General features: G+C 65.7%; 25 protein-coding genes and 1 other RNA gene. 13 read left to right on the forward strand and 13 right to left on the reverse strand.

Annotated features, from left to right (window positions below):
• Positions 1-43 precede the first annotated feature (43 nt).
• From D2V17_RS13820 to mtgA, 3 genes are all read right to left on the reverse strand, one after another.
• Positions 44-550 carry a MarR family winged helix-turn-helix transcriptional regulator gene (locus tag D2V17_RS13820; RefSeq protein WP_191229193.1) on the reverse strand — a complete coding sequence of 169 codons (507 nt, stop codon included), beginning with the start codon at positions 548-550 and terminating at the stop codon, positions 44-46.
• 174 nt (positions 551-724) lie between these two features.
• Positions 725-1675: a cation diffusion facilitator family transporter gene (locus tag D2V17_RS13825; protein WP_119593388.1), complete on the reverse strand. Its 951-nt coding sequence runs from the start codon at positions 1673-1675 to the stop codon at positions 725-727.
• Between the two features lie 4 nt (positions 1676-1679).
• Positions 1680-2351: a monofunctional biosynthetic peptidoglycan transglycosylase gene (mtgA, locus tag D2V17_RS13830; RefSeq protein ID WP_119593416.1), complete on the reverse strand. Its 672-nt coding sequence runs from the start codon at positions 2349-2351 to the stop codon at positions 1680-1682.
• A 56-nt stretch (positions 2352-2407) separates the two neighbouring features.
• Between mtgA and D2V17_RS13835 the strand changes: the two genes are divergently transcribed.
• A complete protein-coding gene (locus D2V17_RS13835) occupies positions 2408-3805 on the forward strand; it encodes a M20 metallopeptidase family protein (protein ID WP_245978725.1) in 1398 nt (465 codons plus the stop codon).
• A gap of 164 nt (positions 3806-3969) precedes the next feature.
• On the opposite strand, the gene rpoH is transcribed toward D2V17_RS13835, so the two are convergent.
• Positions 3970-4872, reverse strand: a complete 903-nt coding sequence (rpoH, locus tag D2V17_RS13840) for an RNA polymerase sigma factor RpoH (RefSeq protein WP_191229194.1) — start codon at positions 4870-4872, stop codon at positions 3970-3972.
• 135 nt (positions 4873-5007) lie between these two features.
• Positions 5008-6006: an RluA family pseudouridine synthase gene (locus D2V17_RS13845; protein ID WP_119593390.1), complete on the reverse strand. Its 999-nt coding sequence runs from the start codon at positions 6004-6006 to the stop codon at positions 5008-5010.
• Between D2V17_RS13845 and D2V17_RS22015 the strand changes: the two genes are divergently transcribed.
• From D2V17_RS22015 to rnpB, 5 genes are all read left to right on the forward strand, one after another.
• Positions 6005-6826: a Mov34/MPN/PAD-1 family protein gene (locus D2V17_RS22015; protein ID WP_425453649.1), complete on the forward strand. Its 822-nt coding sequence runs from the start codon at positions 6005-6007 to the stop codon at positions 6824-6826. The genes D2V17_RS13845 and D2V17_RS22015 overlap by 2 nt on opposite strands.
• Positions 6827-6959: 133 nt before the next feature.
• Complete coding sequence (locus D2V17_RS13860) at positions 6960-7613, forward strand: histidine phosphotransferase family protein (RefSeq protein WP_119593391.1); 654 nt, start codon at positions 6960-6962, stop codon at positions 7611-7613.
• Positions 7614-7615: 2 nt separating this feature from the next.
• The gene (locus D2V17_RS13865; RefSeq protein ID WP_119593392.1) at positions 7616-8341 is read left to right on the forward strand and encodes an N-acetylmuramoyl-L-alanine amidase; all 726 of its coding nucleotides are present in this window, start codon (positions 7616-7618) and stop codon (positions 8339-8341) included.
• Between the two features lie 231 nt (positions 8342-8572).
• Positions 8573-8935, forward strand: coding sequence for a carboxymuconolactone decarboxylase family protein (locus D2V17_RS13870; protein ID WP_119593393.1), 363 nt, complete (start codon positions 8573-8575; stop codon positions 8933-8935).
• Positions 8936-8974: 39 nt separating this feature from the next.
• An RNA gene (gene rnpB, locus D2V17_RS13875) (RNase P RNA component class A) lies at positions 8975-9403 on the forward strand.
• Positions 9404-9422: 19 nt separating this feature from the next.
• Here rnpB and D2V17_RS13880 read toward each other — a convergent pair.
• Positions 9423-10223, reverse strand: a complete 801-nt coding sequence (locus tag D2V17_RS13880) for a metallophosphoesterase family protein (RefSeq protein WP_119593394.1) — start codon at positions 10221-10223, stop codon at positions 9423-9425.
• Positions 10224-10510: 287 nt separating this feature from the next.
• Between D2V17_RS13880 and D2V17_RS13885 the strand changes: the two genes are divergently transcribed.
• Positions 10511-11275 (forward strand): TorF family putative porin, encoded by a 765-nt coding sequence (locus tag D2V17_RS13885; protein ID WP_119593395.1) that lies wholly within the window; start codon positions 10511-10513, stop codon positions 11273-11275.
• Positions 11276-11355: 80 nt separating this feature from the next.
• Here the strand turns inward: D2V17_RS13885 and D2V17_RS13890 are convergent, their stop codons facing one another.
• On the reverse strand, positions 11356-11985 hold the full coding sequence (locus D2V17_RS13890) for an SIMPL domain-containing protein (RefSeq protein WP_425453650.1): 630 nt from the start codon (positions 11983-11985) through the stop codon (positions 11356-11358).
• A 225-nt stretch (positions 11986-12210) separates the two neighbouring features.
• Between D2V17_RS13890 and D2V17_RS13895 the strand changes: the two genes are divergently transcribed.
• Entirely contained in the window at positions 12211-12648 is a 438-nt protein-coding gene (locus D2V17_RS13895; protein WP_119593396.1) for a VOC family protein, read from the forward strand.
• A 50-nt stretch (positions 12649-12698) separates the two neighbouring features.
• Complete coding sequence (locus D2V17_RS13900; protein ID WP_119593397.1) at positions 12699-13280, forward strand: hypothetical protein; 582 nt, start codon at positions 12699-12701, stop codon at positions 13278-13280.
• Here the strand turns inward: D2V17_RS13900 and D2V17_RS13905 are convergent.
• Positions 13277-13987, reverse strand: coding sequence for a CHAP domain-containing protein (locus tag D2V17_RS13905; RefSeq protein ID WP_119593420.1), 711 nt, complete (start codon positions 13985-13987; stop codon positions 13277-13279). The genes D2V17_RS13900 and D2V17_RS13905 overlap by 4 nt on opposite strands.
• 153 nt (positions 13988-14140) lie before the next feature.
• On the opposite strand from D2V17_RS13905, the gene der reads away from it, so the two are divergent.
• A complete protein-coding gene (der, locus tag D2V17_RS13910) occupies positions 14141-15589 on the forward strand; it encodes a ribosome biogenesis GTPase Der (protein WP_119593398.1) in 1449 nt (482 codons plus the stop codon).
• A 133-nt stretch (positions 15590-15722) separates the two neighbouring features.
• Positions 15723-15929: a hypothetical protein gene (locus D2V17_RS13915; RefSeq protein WP_119593399.1), complete on the forward strand. Its 207-nt coding sequence runs from the start codon at positions 15723-15725 to the stop codon at positions 15927-15929.
• Positions 15930-15973: 44 nt separating this feature from the next.
• On the opposite strand, the gene bfr is transcribed toward D2V17_RS13915, so the two are convergent.
• The 4 genes from bfr to D2V17_RS13935 all read right to left on the reverse strand — a co-directional run bounded on the left by bfr (position 15974) and on the right by D2V17_RS13935 (position 19287).
• Positions 15974-16456 carry a bacterioferritin gene (gene bfr / locus D2V17_RS13920; protein ID WP_119593400.1) on the reverse strand — a complete coding sequence of 161 codons (483 nt, stop codon included), beginning with the start codon at positions 16454-16456 and terminating at the stop codon, positions 15974-15976.
• A gap of 122 nt (positions 16457-16578) precedes the next feature.
• Positions 16579-16773 (reverse strand): (2Fe-2S)-binding protein, encoded by a 195-nt coding sequence (locus D2V17_RS13925; RefSeq protein ID WP_119593401.1) that lies wholly within the window; start codon positions 16771-16773, stop codon positions 16579-16581.
• A gap of 72 nt (positions 16774-16845) precedes the next feature.
• On the reverse strand, positions 16846-18129 hold the full coding sequence (locus tag D2V17_RS13930; RefSeq protein ID WP_119593402.1) for a DUF418 domain-containing protein: 1284 nt from the start codon (positions 18127-18129) through the stop codon (positions 16846-16848).
• A 51-nt stretch (positions 18130-18180) separates the two neighbouring features.
• Complete coding sequence (locus D2V17_RS13935) at positions 18181-19287, reverse strand: SPOR domain-containing protein (RefSeq protein WP_119593403.1); 1107 nt, start codon at positions 19285-19287, stop codon at positions 18181-18183.
• A 268-nt stretch (positions 19288-19555) separates the two neighbouring features.
• Here D2V17_RS13935 and D2V17_RS13940 point away from each other — a divergent pair, with 268 nt between their 5' ends.
• Positions 19556-20272 (forward strand): ParA family protein, encoded by a 717-nt coding sequence (locus D2V17_RS13940; RefSeq protein ID WP_119593404.1) that lies wholly within the window; start codon positions 19556-19558, stop codon positions 20270-20272.
• 34 nt (positions 20273-20306) lie between these two features.
• Complete coding sequence (locus D2V17_RS13945) at positions 20307-21704, forward strand: SPOR domain-containing protein (RefSeq protein WP_119593405.1); 1398 nt, start codon at positions 20307-20309, stop codon at positions 21702-21704.
• 78 nt (positions 21705-21782) lie between these two features.
• Here D2V17_RS13945 and D2V17_RS13950 read toward each other — a convergent pair.
• Positions 21783-22329 (reverse strand): amidohydrolase family protein (locus tag D2V17_RS13950; protein WP_147367408.1); only part of this gene is annotated, 547 nt, incomplete at its 5' end.

The following is a 22329-nucleotide window of genomic DNA, read 5'->3' on the forward strand; positions in this document are numbered from 1 at the left end:
ACCATTGACAGTCCGCTTATCCAACAGGGTGATGCGGGGAAGCTCAGGCGGGTTCGAAATGCTCCTCTTCGAGCACGGTGCGCGCGGCGCAATAGAGCCGCTCGACCGCCAGCGCGGCCTGAACCTTGTCCTCTTCGGGCAGCAGGGCGCCGATCGCCTGCTCGCTATCCTGCGCGATCTTCGCCATGGCATCGCAGATCGTCTGCCCCATCGGCGTGAGGCGGATCGCCAGCGGGCGCGGCGCAGGCTTGGCGGGCCGGGCAATCAGGCCGCGGGTGGTGAGCATCTTGACCATCCGGCTGATCTGCCCGCAATCGCGGCTGAGGTTGCGCGCCAGATCGCCCAGCGTGATCGGCCCATACGACCGCACCTGCGCCAGCAGACGATAGTGGATTTCGGTCAGGCCAAAGCTGTTCCGGAAGCTGGTGGAACGACAGCGCACCACGGCCTCGCAGGCCATGATCAGGCGATCGGACAAGGCTTCGGCCTGGGCTTTGGCTTGGACTTGGGAGGCATCGGTCTGGTCGAACGAATGGTCGGCGGCAGTCATGATCGGTCCTTTCACGAAAGGCCGCTGCTGCTGCGCTCTGCGGAAGCCCCCACTCCGCGCACGCGGGCCGCGGCCCGGTATGGAAGCGATCATGCCGAGACCGCCGCAGGCCGACAGGTAAATTACGGTAATGCGCGCCGGTGCAACGGTTACACCCGCGTTACTTCGCCTCGTTCAGGCGCATCCGTCGCAGGTCTGGCTGCTGTTCTCGATCTGGAAGGTGGTGTGGCCAATGGCATGATGATGCTCAAGTTCGTGCGCTGCCTCGCGCAGGAATGCATCGCCCGGATGGCCGCCCGGCATCACCAGATGGGCGGTGAGCGCGGTCTCGGTCGTGCTCATGGCCCAGATGTGGACATGGTGGACTTCGCTCACCCCCGGCAGGCTCTCCAGCTGCGCCACCACGGCTGCCTCGTCGACCCCGGCGGGAACTCCGGCCAGACCGAGCTTCACGCTGTCTTTCAGCAGCCCCCAGGTGCCCCAGCCAATCACCACCACGATCACGAGGCTGACCAGCGGATCGACGATCACCGCACCGGTGAGCAGGATCACCACGCCCGCCACCACCACACCGACCGACACCAGCGCATCGGCCGCCATGTGCAGGAAGGCGCCGCGCACGTTCAGATCGTCGTGCTGGCCGCGCAGGAACATCAGCGCGGTGATCGTATTGATGACGATGCCCACGCCCGCCACCCAGATCATCGTCCAGCCTTGCGGCTCGACCGGGTTGAACAGCCGGTGCACCGTCTCGAACAGGATCGCCCCGATCGCGATCAGCAGCAGCATCGCATTGGCGAGCGCGGCAAGAATGGTCGAGCTTTTGAGGCCATAGGTAAAGCGCGCGGTGGCGGGCCGCTTGGCCGCAACGCTCGCGCCCCAGGCGATGATCAGGCCGAGCACGTCGCTGAGGTTGTGCCCGGCATCGGCCACCAGCGCCATCGAGCCGGAGATATAGCCATAGATCGCCTCCACCGCGACGAACACGGTGTTGAGAACGATGCCGATGGCAAAGGCGCGCCCAAAGTCCTTCGGCGCGTGCGAATGGCCATGCGAATGCCCGTGTTCGTGGCCATGGCTGTGCCCATGGCTATGGCTGTGCCCGTGAAGATGCGCCCCGCTCATCGCATCACCCGTAGACGCAAGCGTCGAGCCCGTCACGTCGCACGACGCCGATCCGCGCCCGGATCGTATTGCCATAGCGCCGGGTGAAGCCGCCCGGATTGACCACCGCGCGCTTCTTCGGGCTCGGCAGGGCCGCCGCCATCCGGGCCGCCTCGCTTGCGCTCAGCTTCGCTGCCGAATGCTGGAAATAGCGCTCGGCCCCCGCAGCCACGCCATAGGTGCCGATCCCCGTTTCGGCGACGTTGAGATAGACCTCCATGATCCGCCGCTTGCCCCACAGGTGCTCGATCAGGAAGGTGAACCAGGCCTCCAGCCCCTTGCGGAAGAAACCGCCGCCCTGCCACAGGAACACGTTCTTGGCGGTCTGCTGGCTGATCGTCGATCCGCCGCGTTCGCGCTTGCCCGCCATGCGCTCCTCCAGCGCCTGCTCGATCGCCTCTGCATCGAAGCCGCTGTGCGAGCAGAACTTGCCATCCTCTGCGGCAATCACGGCGGAGACCATGTTGCGGTCGATCCGCGAGAGCGGTTCCCAGTCGCGGGTAAAGCCGTTCTCGTCCATCAGCATGGTGGCGGTGACGGGCACCGGCACAAAGCGCCACAGGCCCACCGCCAGCAGGCTCAACACCACGAAAGCCACGATAAGCCGGGCGAGCCAGATAAAGATGCGCGAGACCATATGCCCGCAGTCATAGCGGGCTGGCGTCGCCATGGAAATCCACCAGCTGCACACTCTTGCAACGTCGCCCGATTGCGGCACTATGCCCGCTTCCATCGGTCGCCTTTGAAGGAATCCTCGCCATTATCCGCATCAGCCTGCTTGCCGCCCTGCTCCTGTCCACCTCGGCTACCCCTGCGCTGGCGCAGGACGCGGAGATGTCCGCCGCTATCGAGGCCGACTGGGACGGCCACCTCGCCGCCCTGTTCGAGCATTTCCACCGCAACCCCGAGCTGTCGTTCATGGAAGTGAAGACCGCCGCGCGCATGGCCGAAGAGCTGCGCGAGGCCGGTGCCGATGTCACCGAGAACGTCGGCGGCACGGGCGTGGTCGGCATGCTGCGTAACGGCGAGGGTCCGCTGGTGATGCTGCGCGCCGATATGGACGGGCTGCCGCTCAAGGAAGACAGCGGGCTCGCCTATGCCTCCACCGTCACCCAGGTCGATGCCGACGGGGTCGAATATCCGGTGATGCACGCCTGCGGCCACGATTCGCACATTACCGCGCTGGTCGGCATCGCGCGCTATCTCGCCGCCCACACCGACAAGTGGTCGGGCACGGTGATGCTGGTGGTCCAGCCGGCGGAAGAACGGCTCGGCGGTGCGCGCGCCATGCTTGAGGACGGGCTTTACGAGCGTTTCGGCAAGCCCGACTACGCGCTCGGCTTCCATTCGGCGGCCGGCGCGCCGGTGGGCACGATCAACGTACCCGACAGCAACAACCTCTTCTCGTCGAGTTCCGACGCGGTCGATATCGTGGTTCACGGGGTGGGCGCGCATGGGGCCTACCCGCATGCCGGGCGCGACCCGGTCTATATCGGGGCCGAGATCGTGACCGGCCTGCAAAGCGTGGTCAGCCGCGAGGTGTCGCCGTTGCAGCCTTCGGTGATCACCGTCGGCATGTTCAACGCCGGGACCAAGCGCAACATCATTCCCGACCGCGCCGATCTGCAACTGACCGTGCGCAGCAACGATCCGGCGGTGCGCGCGCAGCTGCTGGAGGCCATCGAACGCGTGGCGGTGAACACGGCGCGCGGCCATGGCATCGCCGAAGACATGCTGCCCGAGGTCATCCGCCAGTATGGCACCCCGCCCGGTATCAACAACGATGCGCTGGCCCGGCGGCTCGATGCGGCATTGCGCGGTGCCTTCGATGAGGAAACCGTGGTGGTCACCAAGCAGAGCGGGATGGGCGCAGAGGACTTCGCCTATTTCATCACCGAGGAAACCGGCGTTCCCGGCTACTTCTTCTCAATCGGCAGCACCCCGCTGGAAGACATCGAGGCGGCGGCCAATGGCGGCCCTGCCGTGCCTTCACACCATTCGCCGTTCTTCCGCATCGACGGCGAGGCCACGGTGACGCTCGGCGCCAAAGCGCTCATCACCGCCGTGATGGACCTCGCCCCGCCGCAATAAACGAAAAAGCCCTTCCCCTCGGGGAAGGGTTGGGATGGGGGTTCGAGGCGAGAGGCGGAGCCCCCACCCCCGGCCCCTCCCCACGGGGAGGGGAGTTGAAAGAAAAAGGGGCGCGGAAGGCTTATCCCTCCGCGCCCCATTTTCGTGTCTTAGTGCCGGAAAGCTCAGGCCATTCCGGGCAGCAGCTTCTCGCCGGCGATCCGCTGCATCGCCTTTTGCAGCTTCTCGAACGCGCGCACCTCGATCTGGCGAATGCGCTCGCGGCTCACGTCGTAAACCTGCGACAGCTCTTCGAGCGTCTGCGGGTTCTCGGTCAGCCGCCGTTCGGTGAGAATGTGCTTCTCGCGGTCGTTCAGGCTGTCCATCGCTTCGAGCAACATCTCATGCCGCACCTCGGCCTCTTCGGCGTCGGCGACGGTCTCGTCCTGCAACGGACGGTCGTCGGTCAGCCAGTCCTGCCACTCGCCCGAGCCTTCCTCGCCATTGCGCATCGGCGTGTTGAGCGAGCCGTCGCCGCCCATCATCATCCGCCGGTTCATGTTGATCACTTCCTGCTCGGACACGCCGAGGTCGGTCGCGATCTTGGTCACGTCATCGGGATGCAGGTCGGAGTCTTCGTAGGCCTCGAGCTGCTTCTTCATCCGGCGCAGGTTGAAAAACAGCTTCTTCTGCGCAGCGGTGGTGCCCATCTTGACGAGGCTCCACGAGCGCAGGATGAACTCCTGCATGCTCGCCTTGATCCACCACATGGCATAGGTCGCAAGGCGGAACCCCCGATCGGGCTCGAACTTCTTGACGCCCTGCATCAGGCCGACATTGCCTTCGGAAATGAGATCGGACACGGGCAGGCCATAGCCACGATAGCCCATCGCGATCTTCGCCACGAGGCGCAGGTGCGAGGTGACGAGCTGCGCGGCAGCTTCGGGGTCTTCGTGTTCCTGATAGCGCTTGGCGAGCATATATTCCTGCTCAGCCGTCAGCACCGGGAATTTCTTGATTTCGGCCAGATAGCGGTTGAGGCTCTGCTCACCGCCAAGGGCTGGCACGCTGGGTCGGACTTGGCTCACTGTTCCCTTACCTTTCTTCTGCGTCGACCGCCGATGCCGGACCCCTGCTGGGCATCTCGGCTCTGGGGCCACCGGGGACACTCCCGCAGGAGTATTCTGCCGTTATAGGAGCTTTGCACGCGGTGTGTGTGCATTTCATCGATCAGAACCACCAAGTTCGTCGATGAGTTCCCGCATGTCAGCCGGCAATTCGGTCGCAAATTGTATCGTCTCGCCGGAAATGGGGTGGACGAAGCCGAGACTCGCGGCATGCAAGGCCTGGCGCGCAAAACCGAGGTTGCGGATCGTGCTGCGGAGGGCTGACGGATCGCGTCCATAGACAGGATCTCCCAATAGCGCATGGCCGATTGACGAAAGGTGAACCCGTACCTGGTGGGTCCGCCCTGTTTCGAGCCGACATTCGATGAGACTCGCATGATCGAGCCGTTCGATCAGCTTGTAATGGGTGATCGCATGCTTGCCACGCGAGGAATTGTTGTCGAGCACCGCCATTTTCTTTCGATCACGGTCGGACCGGCCGAGGCGGGCGTTTATGGTGCCCTCGGCAGGGCTCGGACAGCCGCCGCAAACCGCGAGATAGCGCCGCTCGATCGAGTGGTCGGCGAATTGCTTGGCCAGCCCCTCATGCGCGACATCGCTTTTGGCGACCACGAGCAGGCCCGAGGTGTCCTTGTCGATGCGGTGGACGATACCGGGCCGCGCCACCCCGCCGATGCCGCTCAATTGGCCCGCGCAGTGGTGCAGCAGCGCGTTGACGAGCGTGCCATCGGGATTGCCCGCCGCCGGGTGGACGACCATTCCGGCGGGCTTGTCGACCACGATCAGGTGCGCGTCCTCGAACACGACGGCGAGCGGGATAGCCTGTGGACGAGCCTGTGGATCGTCCGGGGGCGGAAGGTGGATAACAAAGCGCGCGCCCGCCTGAACCTTGGCCGAGGGGGAGCTGGCGGGCTTGCCCGATATTTCGACCTTTCCCTCGGAAATCAGTGATTTGATGCGTTCGCGCGACAGATCGCTCGCTTCGGCGAGGGCCTTGTCGAGGCGGCCATCGGCGGTGATGGTTCCAGAGACAATTCCGGACTCCGCCAGTCCTGAGCTTGTCGAAGGACTGTTTTTCTCTTCTAATCGGGCCATGCCGTTCTGGACCTACATGCTGCACTGTCGCGGGGGCAAGCTCTATACCGGCCACACCGACGATCTGGAGCGCCGCGTCGCGCAACACAAGACCGGGGCGATTGCGGGCTTCACGCGCGATCACCTGCCCGTGGAACTGGTGTGGTCGCAAGAGTTCGTGACGCGGGAAGAGGCCAAGGCGGCGGAACAGCAGATCAAGGGTTGGTCCAAGGCGAAGAAGCTGGCCCTGATCCGGGGGGACTGGGGGAGAATTTCGCACCTCGCCCGCAACAGGCAAGACACCACCCCCGCCCGTCCTGAGCCTGTCGAAGGACTGCCTTCCACTTCTGAACTTGCGATGCCTTACAATCCGGCGGACGGAGAAAAGAGGGAAAGCAGCCGTTGGGCCTGCGGCCCCTCTGCGAGTCCGACAGGCTCAGGGCAGTCGGATGTGGTGCTGGCGGATGCAGCCGCCGAGCAAATCCGCACCCACGCCCGTCTCACCGCCCCGCTCGAATGCTGCGGCCTCCTGCTCGGCGAGGGCGCCGCGATCACCGATGCGCGCCCGGCCCGCAACGTCCACCTCTCGCCGCAAACACATTTCGAGATCGACCCGCAGACGCTGATCGACGCCCACCGCGCCGCCCGCGCCGGCGGGCCGCAGGTGCTCGGCTATTACCACTCACACCCGCGCGGGCCCGCCCAGCCCTCCGCCACCGACCGCGCCATGGCCGCGCGCGACAGGGCGATCTGGGCCATCGTCGCGGGCGACCAGATAACCCTTTGGCGCGACGACGAAAGCTGTTTCACCCCGCTTTCCTACAGGCTCGCAACGGGGTAGAGGCGCACTCGATGGATCGTGTCCATGCCCCTGCTGCCGCGCAATTTTGCCAAGGCGGGTGGTGGCGCGGCTTTTTTGCCCTAGAACAGTGTCACACCTGTAACACCTTGCTGGAACAGACTACCTCCTGACCATGACCTCCTCCACCGATCTTGCCGCCCTCCTCTGCTCGCGCCTGTGCCATGACATGCTCAGCCCCGTGGGCGCGCTCAACAACGGGCTGGAGCTGCTCGCCGACGAGCGCGACCCCGAAATGCGCGCCCGCTGCCTCGAACTGCTCGAACAGAGCGCGCAGACCACGGCGATGAAGCTCAAGTTCTTCCGACTCGCCTTCGGGGCGGCGGGCGGCTTCGGCGAACAGGTGCCGGTGGAAGAGCCGAAGGAACTGATCGCAGGCCTCGCCTCGGGCAATGCGCGCGTCAGCCTCGACTGGGCGCTGGAGGTCAACTCGCTGTCGAAACCGGCGGTCAAGATCCTGCTCAACCTGGCGGCTGTGGGGCTGGAATCGCTGGTGCGCGGCGGCACCCTGCTGGTCGGCGCCGAACGCAGCGACGGCGCGACCGAAATCGTGATTCGCGCGGAAGGGCCGAAGATCGCCTTCGACGAGAGCATCGGCCGCGCGCTGGCGGGCCAGCTGCCCGAAAGCGAACTGACCGGCCGCACCGCCCCTGCCCACATGATCCACCTGCTCGCAAGCGAGAACGGCGGCGAACTGCGCTCCGCCCGCGCCGGGGAGATGCTGGTGCTGGGTGCCGCGCTGCCGCCCGTGCCCGGAATGATCGGCTGACCATGGACGGTGCGCCGCTCGACCCTGCCGATCTGGTCGACCGTCATGCCCCCTCGCCCAACTGGAACGAGCGGCAATTGCCGATCTCGATGCTGGTGCTGCACTACACCGACATGGTCGGCAAGGACGCCGCGCTGGAACGGATGTGCGACCCCGAAGCGCAGGTTTCGGCGCACTACCTGATCGAGGAAGACGGCACGATCATCCAGCTCGTCGATGAGGACAAGCGCGCCTGGCATGCGGGGCGATCCGTCTGGCGCGGGGTGCACGATGTGAACTCGGCCAGCATCGGGATCGAGCTTGACCATCCGGGCCATACCAACGGCTATCGCCCCTTCGCCGATGCGCAGATCGCGGCGTTGATCCCGCTGGTTCACTCGATCGTGAAGCGCCACGACATCCCGCGCGCCAATGTGGTCGCCCATTCGGACATCGCGCCCGACCGCAAGGTCGACCCCGGCGAACTGTTCCCCTGGGATCGGCTGGCTCAGGTGGGCCTGTGCCTCGCCCGGCCCGAGCGGCTCGATCTGGGCGATCCGCTCGACAACGACGGTGCGTTCCTGCTCGCGCTTGACCGCTTCGGCTATGACATCACCGACCAGCGCAAGGTGGTCGAAGCGTTCCAGCGCCGCTGGCGGCCCGAGCAGATCGATGGGGTGATCGACGCCGAATGCCGCGCGATCCTGTTCCAGCTGCTGCTCGACCGCGACCGTGGGCTGACGCGCTAATGTCTGATGGCATAGCCTTGACACGCAAAGCCCTTCCCCTTGGGGAAGGGTTGGGATGGGGGTTCCACGCCGGCCAGCGTCGAGCCCCCACCCCCAGCCCCTCCCCAAGGGGAGGGGAGTAAGGCGGATTAGGCGCCAGGGCTTGATCTGAATCATTCCTTCACCCTGCGCCGTGCGGCAAGCCATCCCCGCACGGCTGGCATCCCGCCCGCCTTATGGAGACTTGCCCCCATGTCGCACACCGAGTTCAAAGACTGGCCCGCCATGGCCGCCAATCTCATCCCCGCCGTCCGCGAGTTGCACAAGAGCACGCCCGGCGTGATGAAGGCCTTTCGCGAGATGGGCGCCGCCGCGCACGAGGGCGGCGCGCTCGACGCCAAGACCAAGGAGCTGCTCGCCGTCGCCATTGCCGTCGCGGTGCGGTGCGATCCGTGCATCACCTTCCACGTCGAAGGCGCGCGCAAGCATGGCGCCACCCGCGAGGAAATTGCCGAGACGATGGGCCTTGCCGTCTACATGGGTGCCGGACCAAGCGCGATGTATGCCGCGCAGGCGCTGGAGGCCTATGACCAGTACACCGACAAGGCGGGCTAGCTTGCGCTTGGCCGCGCCGCGCCTATAAGCGCGCCCGTGCCGGGGAGCCGGGCAGCCGCGTGCTTCGACAGGCTCAGCATGAGCGGGTCGATGGTGCGAGGAAAGTCCGGGCTCCACGAAACGAGGGTGGCGGGTAACGCCCGCCGTGGGCAACCACAGGGAAAGTGCCACAGAGAGTATACCGCCGATGGCCTCCAAAGGGCACAGGCAAGGGTGAAAGGGTGCGGCAAGAGCGCACCGGGGCGCTGGCAACAGGGCCCGCATGGCAAACCCCACCCGGAGCAAGACCGCATAGGGGTCGCGGGCCTCGCAAGAGGCAGGGGTGTTTCGCCCCGAGCGACCCGGGTTGGTCGCCAGAGCGCGCCGGGCAACCGGCCGCCCAGACGAATGGCTGCCGCCGCCGATACCTTCCTGCATGCAGGATAAGGTCGGCGGACACAGAACCCGGCTTACAGGCTCCCCGGCACACGGATGGCCCGCAGCAACCTCAATAGATGCGCGTGGTGATTGCGCCGTCCTCGTCCTGCACCGTTTCGATAAACCAACGCTCGCCGCCTTCGAGCGCCAGCGCCGTCAGCTTGCCGCTGGCATAGGCCCCGGTGTCGACCCCGATGCGGTTGGCGCGCACCACGGGATCAGCGACAATGGTGTGCCCGTGCACCACCACGAAACCGAACGGCTCCTCGTGACTGAGAAACGGCTCGCGAATCCAGCGCAGGTCGGCCGTCCCCTGCTCTTCCAGCGACTGCGCCGGATCGATCCCGGCATGGACGAACACATAGTCGCCCAGCACGATCATGTCCTCGAAACTGGCGATATAGGCACGCTCCGCTTCACTCACCGCCGCGATCATCATCGCCTGCACCTCTTCCGCCGTGGCCCGGTCATAGGCCTGCGGATCGACGCCATAGCTGAGCAACGTCTCGCGCCCGCCGTGGCGCAGGAAGTGGCGCAGGATGTCGGTACTTTCGAAGCTCTTGAGGAACATCTCCTCATGATTGCCCGCAAGCACGCGCACATCGGCCCGATCCTGCCAATCGCGCGCGAAGGCGACCACACCGGCACTGTCGGCACCCCGGTCGATCAGATCGCCGAGCAGGATCACGCTGGTCTGCGCCGGAGCGCGCGCCGCATCGTCGCGTTCGATCGCGGCGGCCAGTTCTTTGAGCAGATCGAGCCGCCCATGCACATCACCGATGGCATAGACTCGCCGCGCCTTGGGCAGGCTTGCGACAGGCGCGTCAGCCACAGGGGCACCGCCGAACAGTTTTTGGAGGAAAGCGACCATAGCTATCGTTGATGTGGCGCTCTATCCGGCGGCGTCAAGGCGCAAGCATCGGCACGAGCGCGGCACGCGTGGCGCAGACGCACCGCTCTGCGCACTTAGTGATGTTTTTATGACACACATATTTCACCAGATGCCGCTTTGCAGCAATTAATCTTGTGCAACGCAGCGCTTGTTGGCAGCTATTTCATCCGAGCGAATAGTTATCAGCCCGCATCGAGAACAGAGGCTGAAACATTCCTGCGCAGGTGGGACGAGGCATAGTTCAACAGCAATCGAGGAAATTGCCCATGCTTACGTCCATCCGCGGCCTTCTGGCTGCTACTGTTCTCGCTGGTTCCGTGTTTGCCGTCGCTGCTCCTGCTGCCGCGCAGGATATCGAGCTGTCGGGTAACGCTGCCGTCGTTTCGGAATACCGCTTCCGCGGTGTCGATCTCTCGGGCGGCGACATCGCCATCCAGGGCGGCATCGATGCGTCGATGGGCGGCTTCTACGTCGGCACCTGGGGTTCGAGCCTCGACGAAGACACCGTCGGTTACGGCCACACCGAGCTTGACATCTACGCCGGCTATTCCGGTTCGGCTGGCGTGATCAACTACGACATCGGTGTGCTCGCCTACCTGTATCCGAATGCCCCCGCCGGTAAGGACACGGACTATATCGAGCCCTATGCCTCGCTCGGCGCGACCGTCGGCCCGGCTGATGTGACCCTCGGCATTGCCTACGCTCCCGAGCAGGATTCGCTGGGCGGCCAGGACAACTTCTACATCTACACCGATGTTGGCGTGGGCATCCCCAACACCCCGGTGAGCATCGCCGGCCACCTCGGTTACACCGACGGCTACCTGACCTACACCGCCGACAGCAAGGCGTGGGACTGGTCGCTGGGCGCCAATGTTGCCCTGGGCAGCAAGGTTTCGGTGGGCGTGTCCTATGTCGGTGCCGAGGGCGATCCCTCGACCATCGACGACAAGGGCACCCCGACCACTACCGATGACTTCATCTACGACTTCGTGGATGACGCGGTGGTCTTCTCGCTGTCGGCCAGCTTCTAATTTTCTGAAGTACTCAGAAGAAAGGCCCGCGCCGAAAGGTGCGGGCCTTTTTCTTTGGGTTGAACACCCTCGGCAAAGCCTCAGTCGATCAGGAAATCGACCGTAGTCACCACCCGCACCTTCTTGAACGGGGTATCGGCATTGCCCCAGCCGCCGCTGTCGCCATCGCGGCTGGTGATTTCGAAATAGCCCTGCGTCGCCTGCCGGATCGCGCCGACCTTGCTGCCCGAATCCTCGGCGAACTGCTCCGCCGCCGCGCGTGCATCGCGGGTCGCCTCGGCCACCATCTCGGGCTTGATCGCGTTGAGACCGGTGAACGAATAGCTTATCCCCGAACCCTCCTCCAGCATCACCCCGCGCCGCACCAGATCGAACTGGCGCCGCACCGCCGCCTGCGCCTTCTCGATATCGGTCGTGCGCAGGCTCATGCGCTGACGCACGGTGAAGATGGTGATGCCCTCATTGGTATAGCTGGAGACGTTGACCGCCACCGGCTGCAAGGCGTCGTCGGGAAAGCCCAGTTCCTTGAAGAAGGCGGTGAGCTGGGCCGTATCGCGGTCGACACTGGCCTGCGCCTCACCAAGATTTCCGGCGCTGGCCGAATAGGAGATCGTCCAGGTCGCAAGGTCGGCGGTCACGTCGCGCTCGGCAAGACCGCGCACCGTCACCGACCGGTCGGCAAGGCGCGCGCGCAGCAGGCCATCGCCCATCAGATAGCCGCCCGCGACGATGCCCGCGGCAAGGATCAGCGCCGTACCGAAGAACACCTGCGTCTGCGGGCGCTTCCAGAACGGCCCCGAGTTTTCGGTGGCGCTATCACGTGTTTCGTCGGTAAGGCTGCTCATCCACGATACTCCCTGCTCGAATGCTGCGACGAAATGTGACATCCGCGCGATGAACCGTTTTTGAACATCGACCAACCGAGGCCTCATTTCATGCTGAAATATCTCCACACGATGATCCGCGTCGCCGATCTTGATGCCACCATCGCCTTTTTCGGGCTGATTGGCCTGGAAGAGGTGAAGCGGAAGGAGAGCGAGCAAGGCCGCTTCACGCTCGTCTTCCTCGCCGCGCCCGGCCAGAAGGACGTGGCCGAAGTCGAGCTGACCTACAACTGGCCCGCCGAAGACGGCAGCGCGCCCGAGGTCTACACCGGCGGGCGGAACTTCGGTCACCTCGCCTATCGGGTGGATGACATCTACGCCACCTGCCAGAAGCTGATGGATGCAGGCGTCACCATCAACCGCCCGCCGCGCGACGGGCACATGGCCTTCGTGCGCAGCCCGGACGGCATCTCTATCGAACTGTTGCAGGATGGCTACCTCGAACCGCAGGAGCCCTGGGCGAGCATGGAAAACACAGGAAGCTGGTAAACCCGCCAGCCAGAGGGAACCCCAAGCGGGCGGCGGGTGTTTACTCTGCCATGAACCGGATAGTCCTCATCGCCGCCCCGATGCTTGCCCTCGCCGCCTGTTCCGGCAGCGATGACAGCGCGCCGGAAGCTGACGCCACCCCCGGCACAACGGTGGCCCCGCCCACCAGCGCCAGCCCGGCTGCGGAAACGACCGCACAGCCTTCCGTGCTCACGCTGGAGGGTCTGGGCGATCTCAAAATCGGTGCAGCGGTGCCGCAAGGCAGCAGCTGGAAGGCTCTCGACGTGCAGGTGGGCGACGGCTGCACGATGTATTCCTCCCCCGACTATCCCGACACCTGGGCGATGGTGACCGGGGGCCTCGTGCGCCGGATCAGCGCCGGACGCGACAGCGACGTAAAGCTGATCGAAGGCATCGGCGCAGGCGCTACCGAAGCGCAGGTCCGCAGCTATTTCGGCGGCTTCCGCGAAACCCCGCACAAGTACGAAGAAGCCCCGGCCAAGGATCTGACCGCCCCCAATGCCGACAGCGGCGATCCGGCACTGCGGTTCGAGATCGGCGCCGACGGCAAGGTCAGCCAGATGCACGTGGGCACCATGCCCGAACTCGGCTTTGTCGAGGGTTGCGCCTAGCGCAGGCTGGCAAAGGCGCGCGCGAAGCCTGCGTCACCGCCCATGCGGTCGAGCGCCAGCGCATCGGCGAAATCGGTGCTGCGGCTGGACGATACTGCCGTCTGACGGGCCGGAGCGCTGGTCTGCTGCCGCGCCGCCGGGGCGCTTGTCCGGCCTGTTGCGGGCAGATCGGCAAAGGCATAGCGGAAGGGAACCGTCTGCGATCCGGGCTTCTCGTTGTAGATGAACCCGGCCACCGGCCAGTGCGTGGTGCCCAGCGCATTGGAGGGCGCATACCACACGCGCACTTCGCTCCAGTCGTTGTTCGGCGACACGTCCACCGCGCGCACATCGTCCTCGATCTGCCCGCGCCGCCCGTCGATTTCCGACCAGTTCGCATGACGCAGCAGCACGGTGCGCGCATCGACAATCCGGCTGACGGCAGCGACATGGCCCAGCGTCATGTTGCGATGGGGAATGAAGGTCATCACCGCCCCCACACGTGGGGTGCGGCCACGGGCATAACGGCCCTCGGCCTGATCCCACCAGGTATAGGCGTCGCCATAGATCTTGATGCCCGATACGTCGCGTGCATAGGGTACGCACTGGAGATAGGCCCCCGTCGAGGTGCCCGGCGCACCGGGCGGGCGCGTGGCGAACTCGGCAGCCGCGGGCACTCCGGCGCTGGCGGCAACGATCAGCAGGCTGACGGCAAGAACCTTCCTCATGACGGCAAGGCTTTGCCGCCGGAAGGTTAGCATATTATCGGTAAACTGGGTTAACGGCCCCGCGCAATTTCCGCTTCGGCCTAACTGCTTCGCCCCCTCTCCTGCTGAGAACACTTGCTATCCGGCGCGCGGCGGGCCACCTGCACTGCCATCATGAAAATGCGCAAGCTCCCGCAGGTGGTTATCATCGGCCGACCCAATGTCGGCAAATCGACGCTGTTCAACCGACTGGTCGGCAAGCGCCTCGCCCTGGTCGACGATCAGCCGGGCGTCACGCGCGACCGGCGCATGGGCGAGGCAGGCCTGCTCGGGCTCGAATTCGAAGCCGTCGACACCGCCGGCTGGGAAGACGAGGACGCACAGAGTCTGCCGGGCCGGATGCTGGCGCAAACGCAGGTCAGCCTGACCGGCGCCGATGCCGCGCTGTTCGTCTATGATGCGCGCACGGGCCTCACCCCGCTCGACGAGGAGATCGCCCGCTGGCTGCGCGAACAGGAAGTGCCGGTGGTGCTGATCGCCAACAAGGCCGAAGGCAATGCGGGCGAAAGCGGCATTATCGAAGGCTGGTCGCTTGGTATGGGCGAGCCGGTGCCGGTCAGCGCAGAGCATGGCGAGGGCATTGCCGATCTTTACACCGCGCTCTCCCCGCTGATCGCCGAAAAGGCCGAGCGGATGCAGATCGAGGCCGAGGCCGAAGCCGCGATCGAAGCCGACCGGATGCGCGCCGCTGCCGAAGCCGCCGCGGCCGAGGGCATCGAACTGGAAGCCCACGATCCGGGCGCTCCGCTGGCGCTGGCCATTGTCGGGCGGCCCAATGCAGGCAAGTCCACGCTGGTGAACAAGCTGCTCGGCGAAGACCGGCTGCTGACCGGCCCCGAGGCAGGCATCACCCGCGATTCGATCGCCATCGACTGGGACTGGACCGAGCCGAAATCGGGCGAGCAGCGCAAGATCCGCCTGATCGACACGGCGGGGATGCGCAAGCGCTCCAAGGTGGTCGACAAGCTGGAGAAGCTTTCGGTTGCCGATGGCCTGCGCGCGGTCGACTATGCCGAGGTCGTGGTGCTGCTGCTCGATGCGACACGCGGGCTCGAGGTGCAGGACCTCAAGATCGCCAACAAGGTGATCGAAGAAGGCCGTGCGCTGATGATCGCGATCAACAAGTGGGACGTGGCCGAGGATACCAGCGCGCTGTTCAACGGCGTGCGCGCGGCGCTCGACGACGGGCTCTCGCAGCTGAAGGGCGTGCCGCTGCTGGCGGTCTCGGCAGTGACCGGCAAGGGGCTCGACCAGATGCTCTCCGCCGCCTTCGACCTGCGCGAGGCGTGGAGCCGCCGCGTTTCGACCTCGGGCCTCAACCGCTGGTTCGAGCATGCGCTGAACATGAACCCGCCGCCAGCTCCCGGCGGGCGGCGTATCAAGCTGCGCTACATCACCCAGGTCGGCACCCGCCCGCCGCGGTTCGTGATTTTCGGCACCCGGCTCGACGATCTGCCCGCGAGCTACGAACGCTATCTGGTGAACTCGATCCGCAAGGAACTGGACTTCGGCGCGGTGCCGGTGCGGATCACCCTCAAGAGCGCAAAGAATCCGTTCGACTGAGCGATAATTCCGGCCTGTTGCGGGCTTGCGACAGATCCTGACACAATCCTGCACTATTCCCATGCCATAAGGTTCGTGGGGCTAGTTGACGCGACCGGGAACCAGCTTTCCGCGGCTGCATTGGAGAGGTCAAATGGATCGTTATTCCCTGCACATTTCGCCCGCACCCACCACAGGTGAGTCGCCGATGACCTTCGACGTGCCCGATCTGCGCACCGCGCTGATCGTGACCGACATCATCATGACTTCCGGCGTGGCCGAAGTCTGGCAGGAAGATCGCAGGCTGGCCAGCGTCCGCCGTGCCAACCGCGAACGCCTGCCGTTCTGGCACGTGGGCTGAGCCTGAAGCCCGGCCCCATCAGGGCCGGGCACGGGACCGAAGAATCAGCTTTCGCTGGGAGCCGAACTGTTAAGCTGCACGTAGTTGTGCAGGCCCATCCGCTCGATCATGTCGAACTGGGTTTCGAGGAAGTCGACATGCTCTTCCTCGCTTTCGAGGATCGAGGCGAACAGATCGCGGCTGACATAGTCGCGCACGATCTCGCAATGGGCGATCGCATCGCGCAGCAAGGGAATCGCCTCGTTCTCCATCGCGAGATCGGCCTTGAGGATTTCCTCCACCGTCTCGCCCACCTTCAGGCGGTGGATGGCCTGGAAGTTGGGCAGTCCGTTGAGAAACAGGATACGCTCGGCCAGAACGTCGGCGTGCTTCATCTCGTCGATGCTCTCGTGCCGCTCGTATTCGGCGAGCTTGTGCACGCCCCAGTCCTTCAGCACACGATAGTGCAGCCAGTACTGGTTGATGGCGGTCAGTTCATTGGTGAGCGCCTTGTTGAGGAACTCGATGACCTTTTCGTCACCCTTCATGTGCTTTCTCCGCTGGCTTAGGGGTATGCGGCCATGTGGGGCAGCAAGCCGGGTCAGAGCAAGCGAATTCTATGCTTGGAGGGGCAAGAAATGGCAGAAAACTGCGCTTTTGCGAATGCAAATCAGGCAGCGATAGTATCCGGGGCGAGGACCGAGCTGCGCTCTTCCGCGATCAGTTCGTCGGCCTCTTCAAGGCAGTGGCCGCAGTTCGGCTTCTTGCCGAGCGCACCATAAACACCTTCCGCATCACCCGGACAAAGCCGCGCAGCCTTGCGCAACTCGCATTCCTTGATGGCATTGCAGATGCAGATGTACATTGCCTAGACCACTCCTGCGATTGATTCGCACGAGCCAATCTATGCGATCTATTCGCAATAGCAAGCCCTCTGTTACGATTTTCGGCGCATCGGAAACAGTCTGCCATAGGTCAGGCAGCGCCACAGCCATTCGAGCGGGCCGAACCGGAAATGGGCCAGCCACGGCTTCGACCAGGCGAGCATCAGCACGCAGCCGCCCAGCGCCACCAGATACAGCTCCGGCCGGGTCAGCTTGCCCCACAGCCCACCAGCCCACGGGTGAAACACCAGTGCCATCACCAGCGAGGTGCCGAGGTAATTGCTGAAGGCCATTTGCCCCGCCGCCCGCAACCTTTGCGCCAGCCAGCCCTGACAGCGGGGCGCGGCCAGCGCCAGCAGCGCGGCAAGGCCCACGATCACCGGCAGGCGCGGCAGGTACGAAAAGGCCATGAAAGCCGCGAGCGTACCCCAGTAGGTCAGCCCGGTGGCCGCGATCCACAGCCCCGCCGCCAGCGTCGCCAGCGAACCGAGCACCACCCCTGCCCAGCCCCACCGACGCAGCCGAACCGCGTCGAGCCCGCCGCTGAACAGACCATAGCGATAAAGCGCCATGCCGATCAGCATCAGCGGCAAGGTCTCGAACAGGTAGAGCAAGGCCCCGGTGAAGGGCTCGGCAAGGTGCTCGGTCAGGTTGTAGGCAACGAAGTCGGCATAGCTGCCCGTGGTCAGGATCGCCGTCTCCGCCTGCTCGCTGGCGATCGCTTCCTGCGCGGCGGCGATCAGTGCGGCCCGCGTCTCGGCCATGGCCGCGCCTGCACCAAGGCTGGTTTCGGCGATCAGGAACGGGCTCGCCATGATCGCCATATTGATGACCATGCCGAGCACATAAAGCAGCGTGCCGATCACCAGCAGGTTCATCCGTGGCCACTGCACGAACAGCAGCGCCGCCATGCCCATCAGCGCGTAAAGCACGAGAATGTCGCCGCGCCACAGGAGATAGAAGTGCGCCAGCCCGAACACCAGCAGCCAGCCCAGCCGGCGCAGTTGCAGGCCGATCAGCCCGGCCTGCCCGCCTTCGCCCGCCTTCTCGGTCATCAGCGCCAGCCCCGCTCCGAACAACAGCGAGAACAGTCCGCGCATCTTGCCATCGACCAGCACGAACTGCGCCACCCACAACCAGTTCGAGGTCTCACCGTGCGGGGTCAGGAAAGCGCCCGGCCACATGTAGGCCAGCAGCGGTTGCCCGAAGCCGACGATGTTGGCGACCAGAATGCCCAGCACCGCAATGCCGCGAATGAAGTCGAGGCTGGTCAGGCGCTGCGATGCGGCAACCGGGAGCGCCTCGGCATAGTCTGACATGAGGGCGCGCGTCGGCATGGCCGCTGGCGGCTAGCAGAGGTCGCGCGCGGGGTGAACGCCTATTCCGCCCTAGTTCTGGGTGACGAGACAGTCATGCCCGGCGCGCTTGAGCGCGGTGCAGGCGGCCTGAGCAGCGCTGCGACTCGGGTAGCCGCCCGCGAGCAGCCGCGTTACCCGGCCGCTCGGCACCAGCAGCCGCTGCGCCCCGGCCAGTTCGCTGCGGCGCGAAAGCGAGGTCCACATCCGCTCCGCATTGCCCGCCACCGAAAAGGCGCCGAGCTGCACTTTCCACGGCCCGGTCATGGCGGACGGAGCAGGTGCAGGTGCAGGCCGGGTTTGCGCCGGAGCCGCCGCTACGCGCGCGGGAGCCGGTGCCGGAGCAGGAGCCGGAACAGCCTGAGGCGCATGGGCAAAGGTCGCCCCCGCTTCGGCAGGGTCGTCAGTGCCGGTCGCCCGGTTCGCCTGCTCAAGCGCAGCCCTTGCCGAAGCTACCGACGGCGACACCGCCGTGGTGGGAATGGCGCGCGGAACCGGCGCGCTGGCGGCAGGAGCATCGGCGAAATCGAACCGGGCCAGTTCAACCGCACGGGTGCGCTCGGCCTCGGCCTGAAGCTGCTGCGCCAGCGCTGCGGCCTGCTGGCGCTGCTCCAGCGGGATATACTGGTCCATCTCGGCAATCGCGGGGGCGGCCTGCGGCAGGCCTTGCGCATTGGCGAGGGTCAGCAGCGCATAGGCGCGCACCCAGTCGCGCTCGGCCAGATCGCCATTGAAGTGCGCGATGCCGAGCAGATACTGCGCGCGCGGATCGCCCCGCCGCGCCGCCGCCTCGACATAGGGCAAGGCCACCTGATGCCGCCCGTTCTGAAACAGGATCAGGCCATAGGTATCCGCGGCCTGCACATGCCCCGCCTCGGCCGCACGGCGATAGAGGTCTTCGGCGCGGACCATATCCGAGGTCACGCCGTAACCAAGCCGATAGGCCTGAGCCAGATTGAACAGCGCATCGGGATCGCCCGCCGCCGCCGGGCCCTCCCACTGGGCAATCGCCTGCGCATAATCGCCGCGACTCCATGCATCGACGCCATCGCGGACATTGGCCAGTAGCGGGCCTCCCGCTCCCAGCGACGCTGCCGCGATCAGAGTAAACACCGTGCCGGTTTTCGTGCGCAGAGCCATTCCGCTTCCTCAGGCGACGAGGCCAATGCCCGCCAATTCGATCCTGTCATAGTAAATCACGCCTTAGCAAAGCGTTTAAGCACCGCTCCGCTGAAGGGCCGATGACTTCGCGATGGCCCAATAATCACAGGCTTAGCATCGGCCCACTTGCGAAAAGCCAGCGTGGCCGGCGCTAGCTTAACCCAAAATAAACGGTGATCTGCGATGTCAGCATACAAAGCGCCTCCGGGTGCCTTGTTTGACCGATGGTTTACAAAGGGGACACGCCTTGCGCGTACTGGCATTGGCATCTCAGAAGGGTGGTTCGGGGAAGACCACGCTGTCAGGCCATCTGGCCGTGCAGGCGCAGCGCGCCGGAGCAGGCCCGGTCGTTCTGATCGACATCGATCCGCAAGGCTCTCTGGCCGACTGGTGGAACGAGCGCGAGGATGATCTTCCCGCCTTCGCGCAGACCACCGTTGCCCGCCTCGCCAACGATCTGGCCATCCTGCGCCAGCAGGGTTTCAAGCTCGCCGTTATCGATACGCCGCCCGCCATCACCATGGCGATCCAGTCGGTGATCGCGGTGGCCGAACTGATCGTCGTGCCCACCCGCCCCAGCCCGCACGATCTGCGCGCCGTGGGCGCCACGGTCGACCTGTGCGAACGCGCGGGCAAGCCGCTGATCTTCGTCGTCAACGGCGCAACCCCCAAGGCGCGGATCACTTCCGAAGCCGCCGTCGCGCTGTCGCAGCACGGCACGGTTGCGCCGATCACCCTGCACCACCGCACCGATTTCGCCGCCTCGATGATCGACGGGCGGACGGTGATGGAGGTCGATCCCGAAGGCCGCAGCGCGCAGGAAGTCGCCGCACTGTGGACCTACATTGCCGACCGGCTCGAAAAGAACTTCCGTCGCACTGTCTTCTCCGGCCACCAGAAGATTGCGCCGCAGGGCATCGGCGCCCGGCCGCAAGGCGGGTTCGGTCGCCGCGTTGCGCAGTAAGATCATCGAACCAAGGCCTGAGGGTAACAGAACCATGACGGACAAGACCTCCAAGACCGCCCTGCGCCTCGGCCTCGCCTCGGCTATCGCCGCTGCGATGGTGAGCGGCTGCGCGGGCGGGCCTGTCGCCCACGGGCAGGCCTCGGCCTCGCGCGCGGGTGTCTCGCCACAACTGGCCGAAGCCAATGCAGCCGTGGCACAGGCCGAAGCCGCCGTGGCAGGCAGCCCGCACGACGCGGCACTGCGGCTGGCGCTGGGCGACGCCTATCTCGATGCCGGGCGCTTCGCCTCGGCGGAAACCACCTTCACCGACGCCATGGAACTGGGCGCTGCCAGTCCGCGCGCGGCGCTGAGCCTGGCGCTCGCGCAGATTGCGCAGGCCAGGTATCCCGAGGCTGCCGAGCTGCTCAACACCTGGGGAAGCGAGATCGCGACCGCCGATCTGGGCCTTGCTCTGGCGCTGGCCGGTCAGCCCGAGCGCGGCGTTCACCTGATGTCGAACGCGATCCGCTCGGGCGAAAACACCGTCAAGATGCGGCAGAATCTGGCCTATGCCTTCGCCATGGCCGGTCGCTGGCGCGAGGCGCGGCTGATGGCGCAGCAGGATCTTCCCGCCGGAGAGGTCAACACCCGGCTCGAAGAGTGGGCCGGCCTTGCCCATGCCGATGCCTACCAGCAGCGCATCGCCAGCCTGCTTGGCGTGCCGGTGAACAGCACCGACGCGGGTCAGCCGGTCGAACTGGCGCTATCCCCCGCGCGCGGCACGCCGCAATATGCCGAGGTCGAGAGCTTCCCCGCCGCCATCTATGACGGGGCCGAGCTGGCCGCGCTTGGCACTGTGCCTGCGCTCAGTTCCTCTGCCTCCAGCCGGGCGCTGGCGGCTCGGGCACCGGCGGCAGAAACCGCCGCCACGCTGGCGCCTGAGCCCATGCCCGTCGGCCACAGCCCTTCGACCAATTTCGCCGCCGCCTTCACCGATGTGCAGCCCGGCGCCAGCATCGTCCAGCGCGCCACCGCTGGCGACAGCCTGAACTTCGTCAGCACCCCGGTGGTGCAACACGTGCCGGTGACGGCCCCCACGGTGCCAGCCACCGCGCGCATCGCAGCGCCGGTCGCCGCGCCGGTTGCTGCGGCCCCCGCTCCGGCTACCAGCCGCAGCGCCAGTGCGACGCATCTGGTCCAGCTCGGCAGCTTCACCAGCGAAGCAGGCGCGCGCCGGGCCTGGAACGTCTATCTTGATCGCTTCCCGGCTCTGTCCGGTCACGAGATGGTGATCACGCAGGCAGCGGTGCGCGGCAAGCGCTATTGGCGTGTGTCGGCAGGTGGCTTCGACCAGAGCGCCAGCACCGCGCTGTGCCGCGATGTCCGCTCCGCAGGAGCGGGCTGCATCAGCTGGTCGGCGGCCAATCCGCTGCCCGGTGCTGTCAACTAAGGTCGACTGACCGAACTGACCTGCGGGAGTTTCCCCAAGACGGGTCGCCAATCCAGCCGGATGGCGGCCCGTTTTGCGTCAGAGCGCCACTTCGACGCCGCCCTTCCAGATGCGGGTGACGCGGCCTTCGGTCGGCTGCCGGTCGAACGGGGTGTTACCCGCCGTCGCCGCCATCTTGCGCCGGTCGACAATCCAGGGCCTGGCCTCATCGACCAGCACCAGATCGGCCTCGTTCCCCGCTGCAAGAACGCCCGCAGCGACGCCAAGAATACGCGCCGGGGTTCGCGACACCAGATCGAAGGCGCGGACCATGTCGATCACACCGTCACGCACCAAGGTCAGCACCATGGCGAGCAGCGTTTCGGCTCCGGCCATGCCGGGCTCGGCATCGGCGAAGGGCAGGCGCTTGTCTTCCGGCCCGCGCGGATCGTGGCCGGAGGCGACCACGTCGATTGTGCCATCGCCAATCGCCTCGATAACGGCCTGCCGGTCATCCTCGCAGCGCAGCGGCGGCGAGAGGCGGGCGAAGGTGCGGAAATCGGACAGAGCAAGGTCCGAGAGCATGAAGTGCGCAGGCGTCACCCCGGCGGTGACGGCCACGCCGCGCGCCTTGGCCGCGCGCACC

The sequence above is a fragment of the Aurantiacibacter xanthus genome (assembly GCF_003584015.1).
GTDB classification, from domain to species: Bacteria; Pseudomonadota; Alphaproteobacteria; order Sphingomonadales; family Sphingomonadaceae; genus Alteraurantiacibacter; species Alteraurantiacibacter xanthus.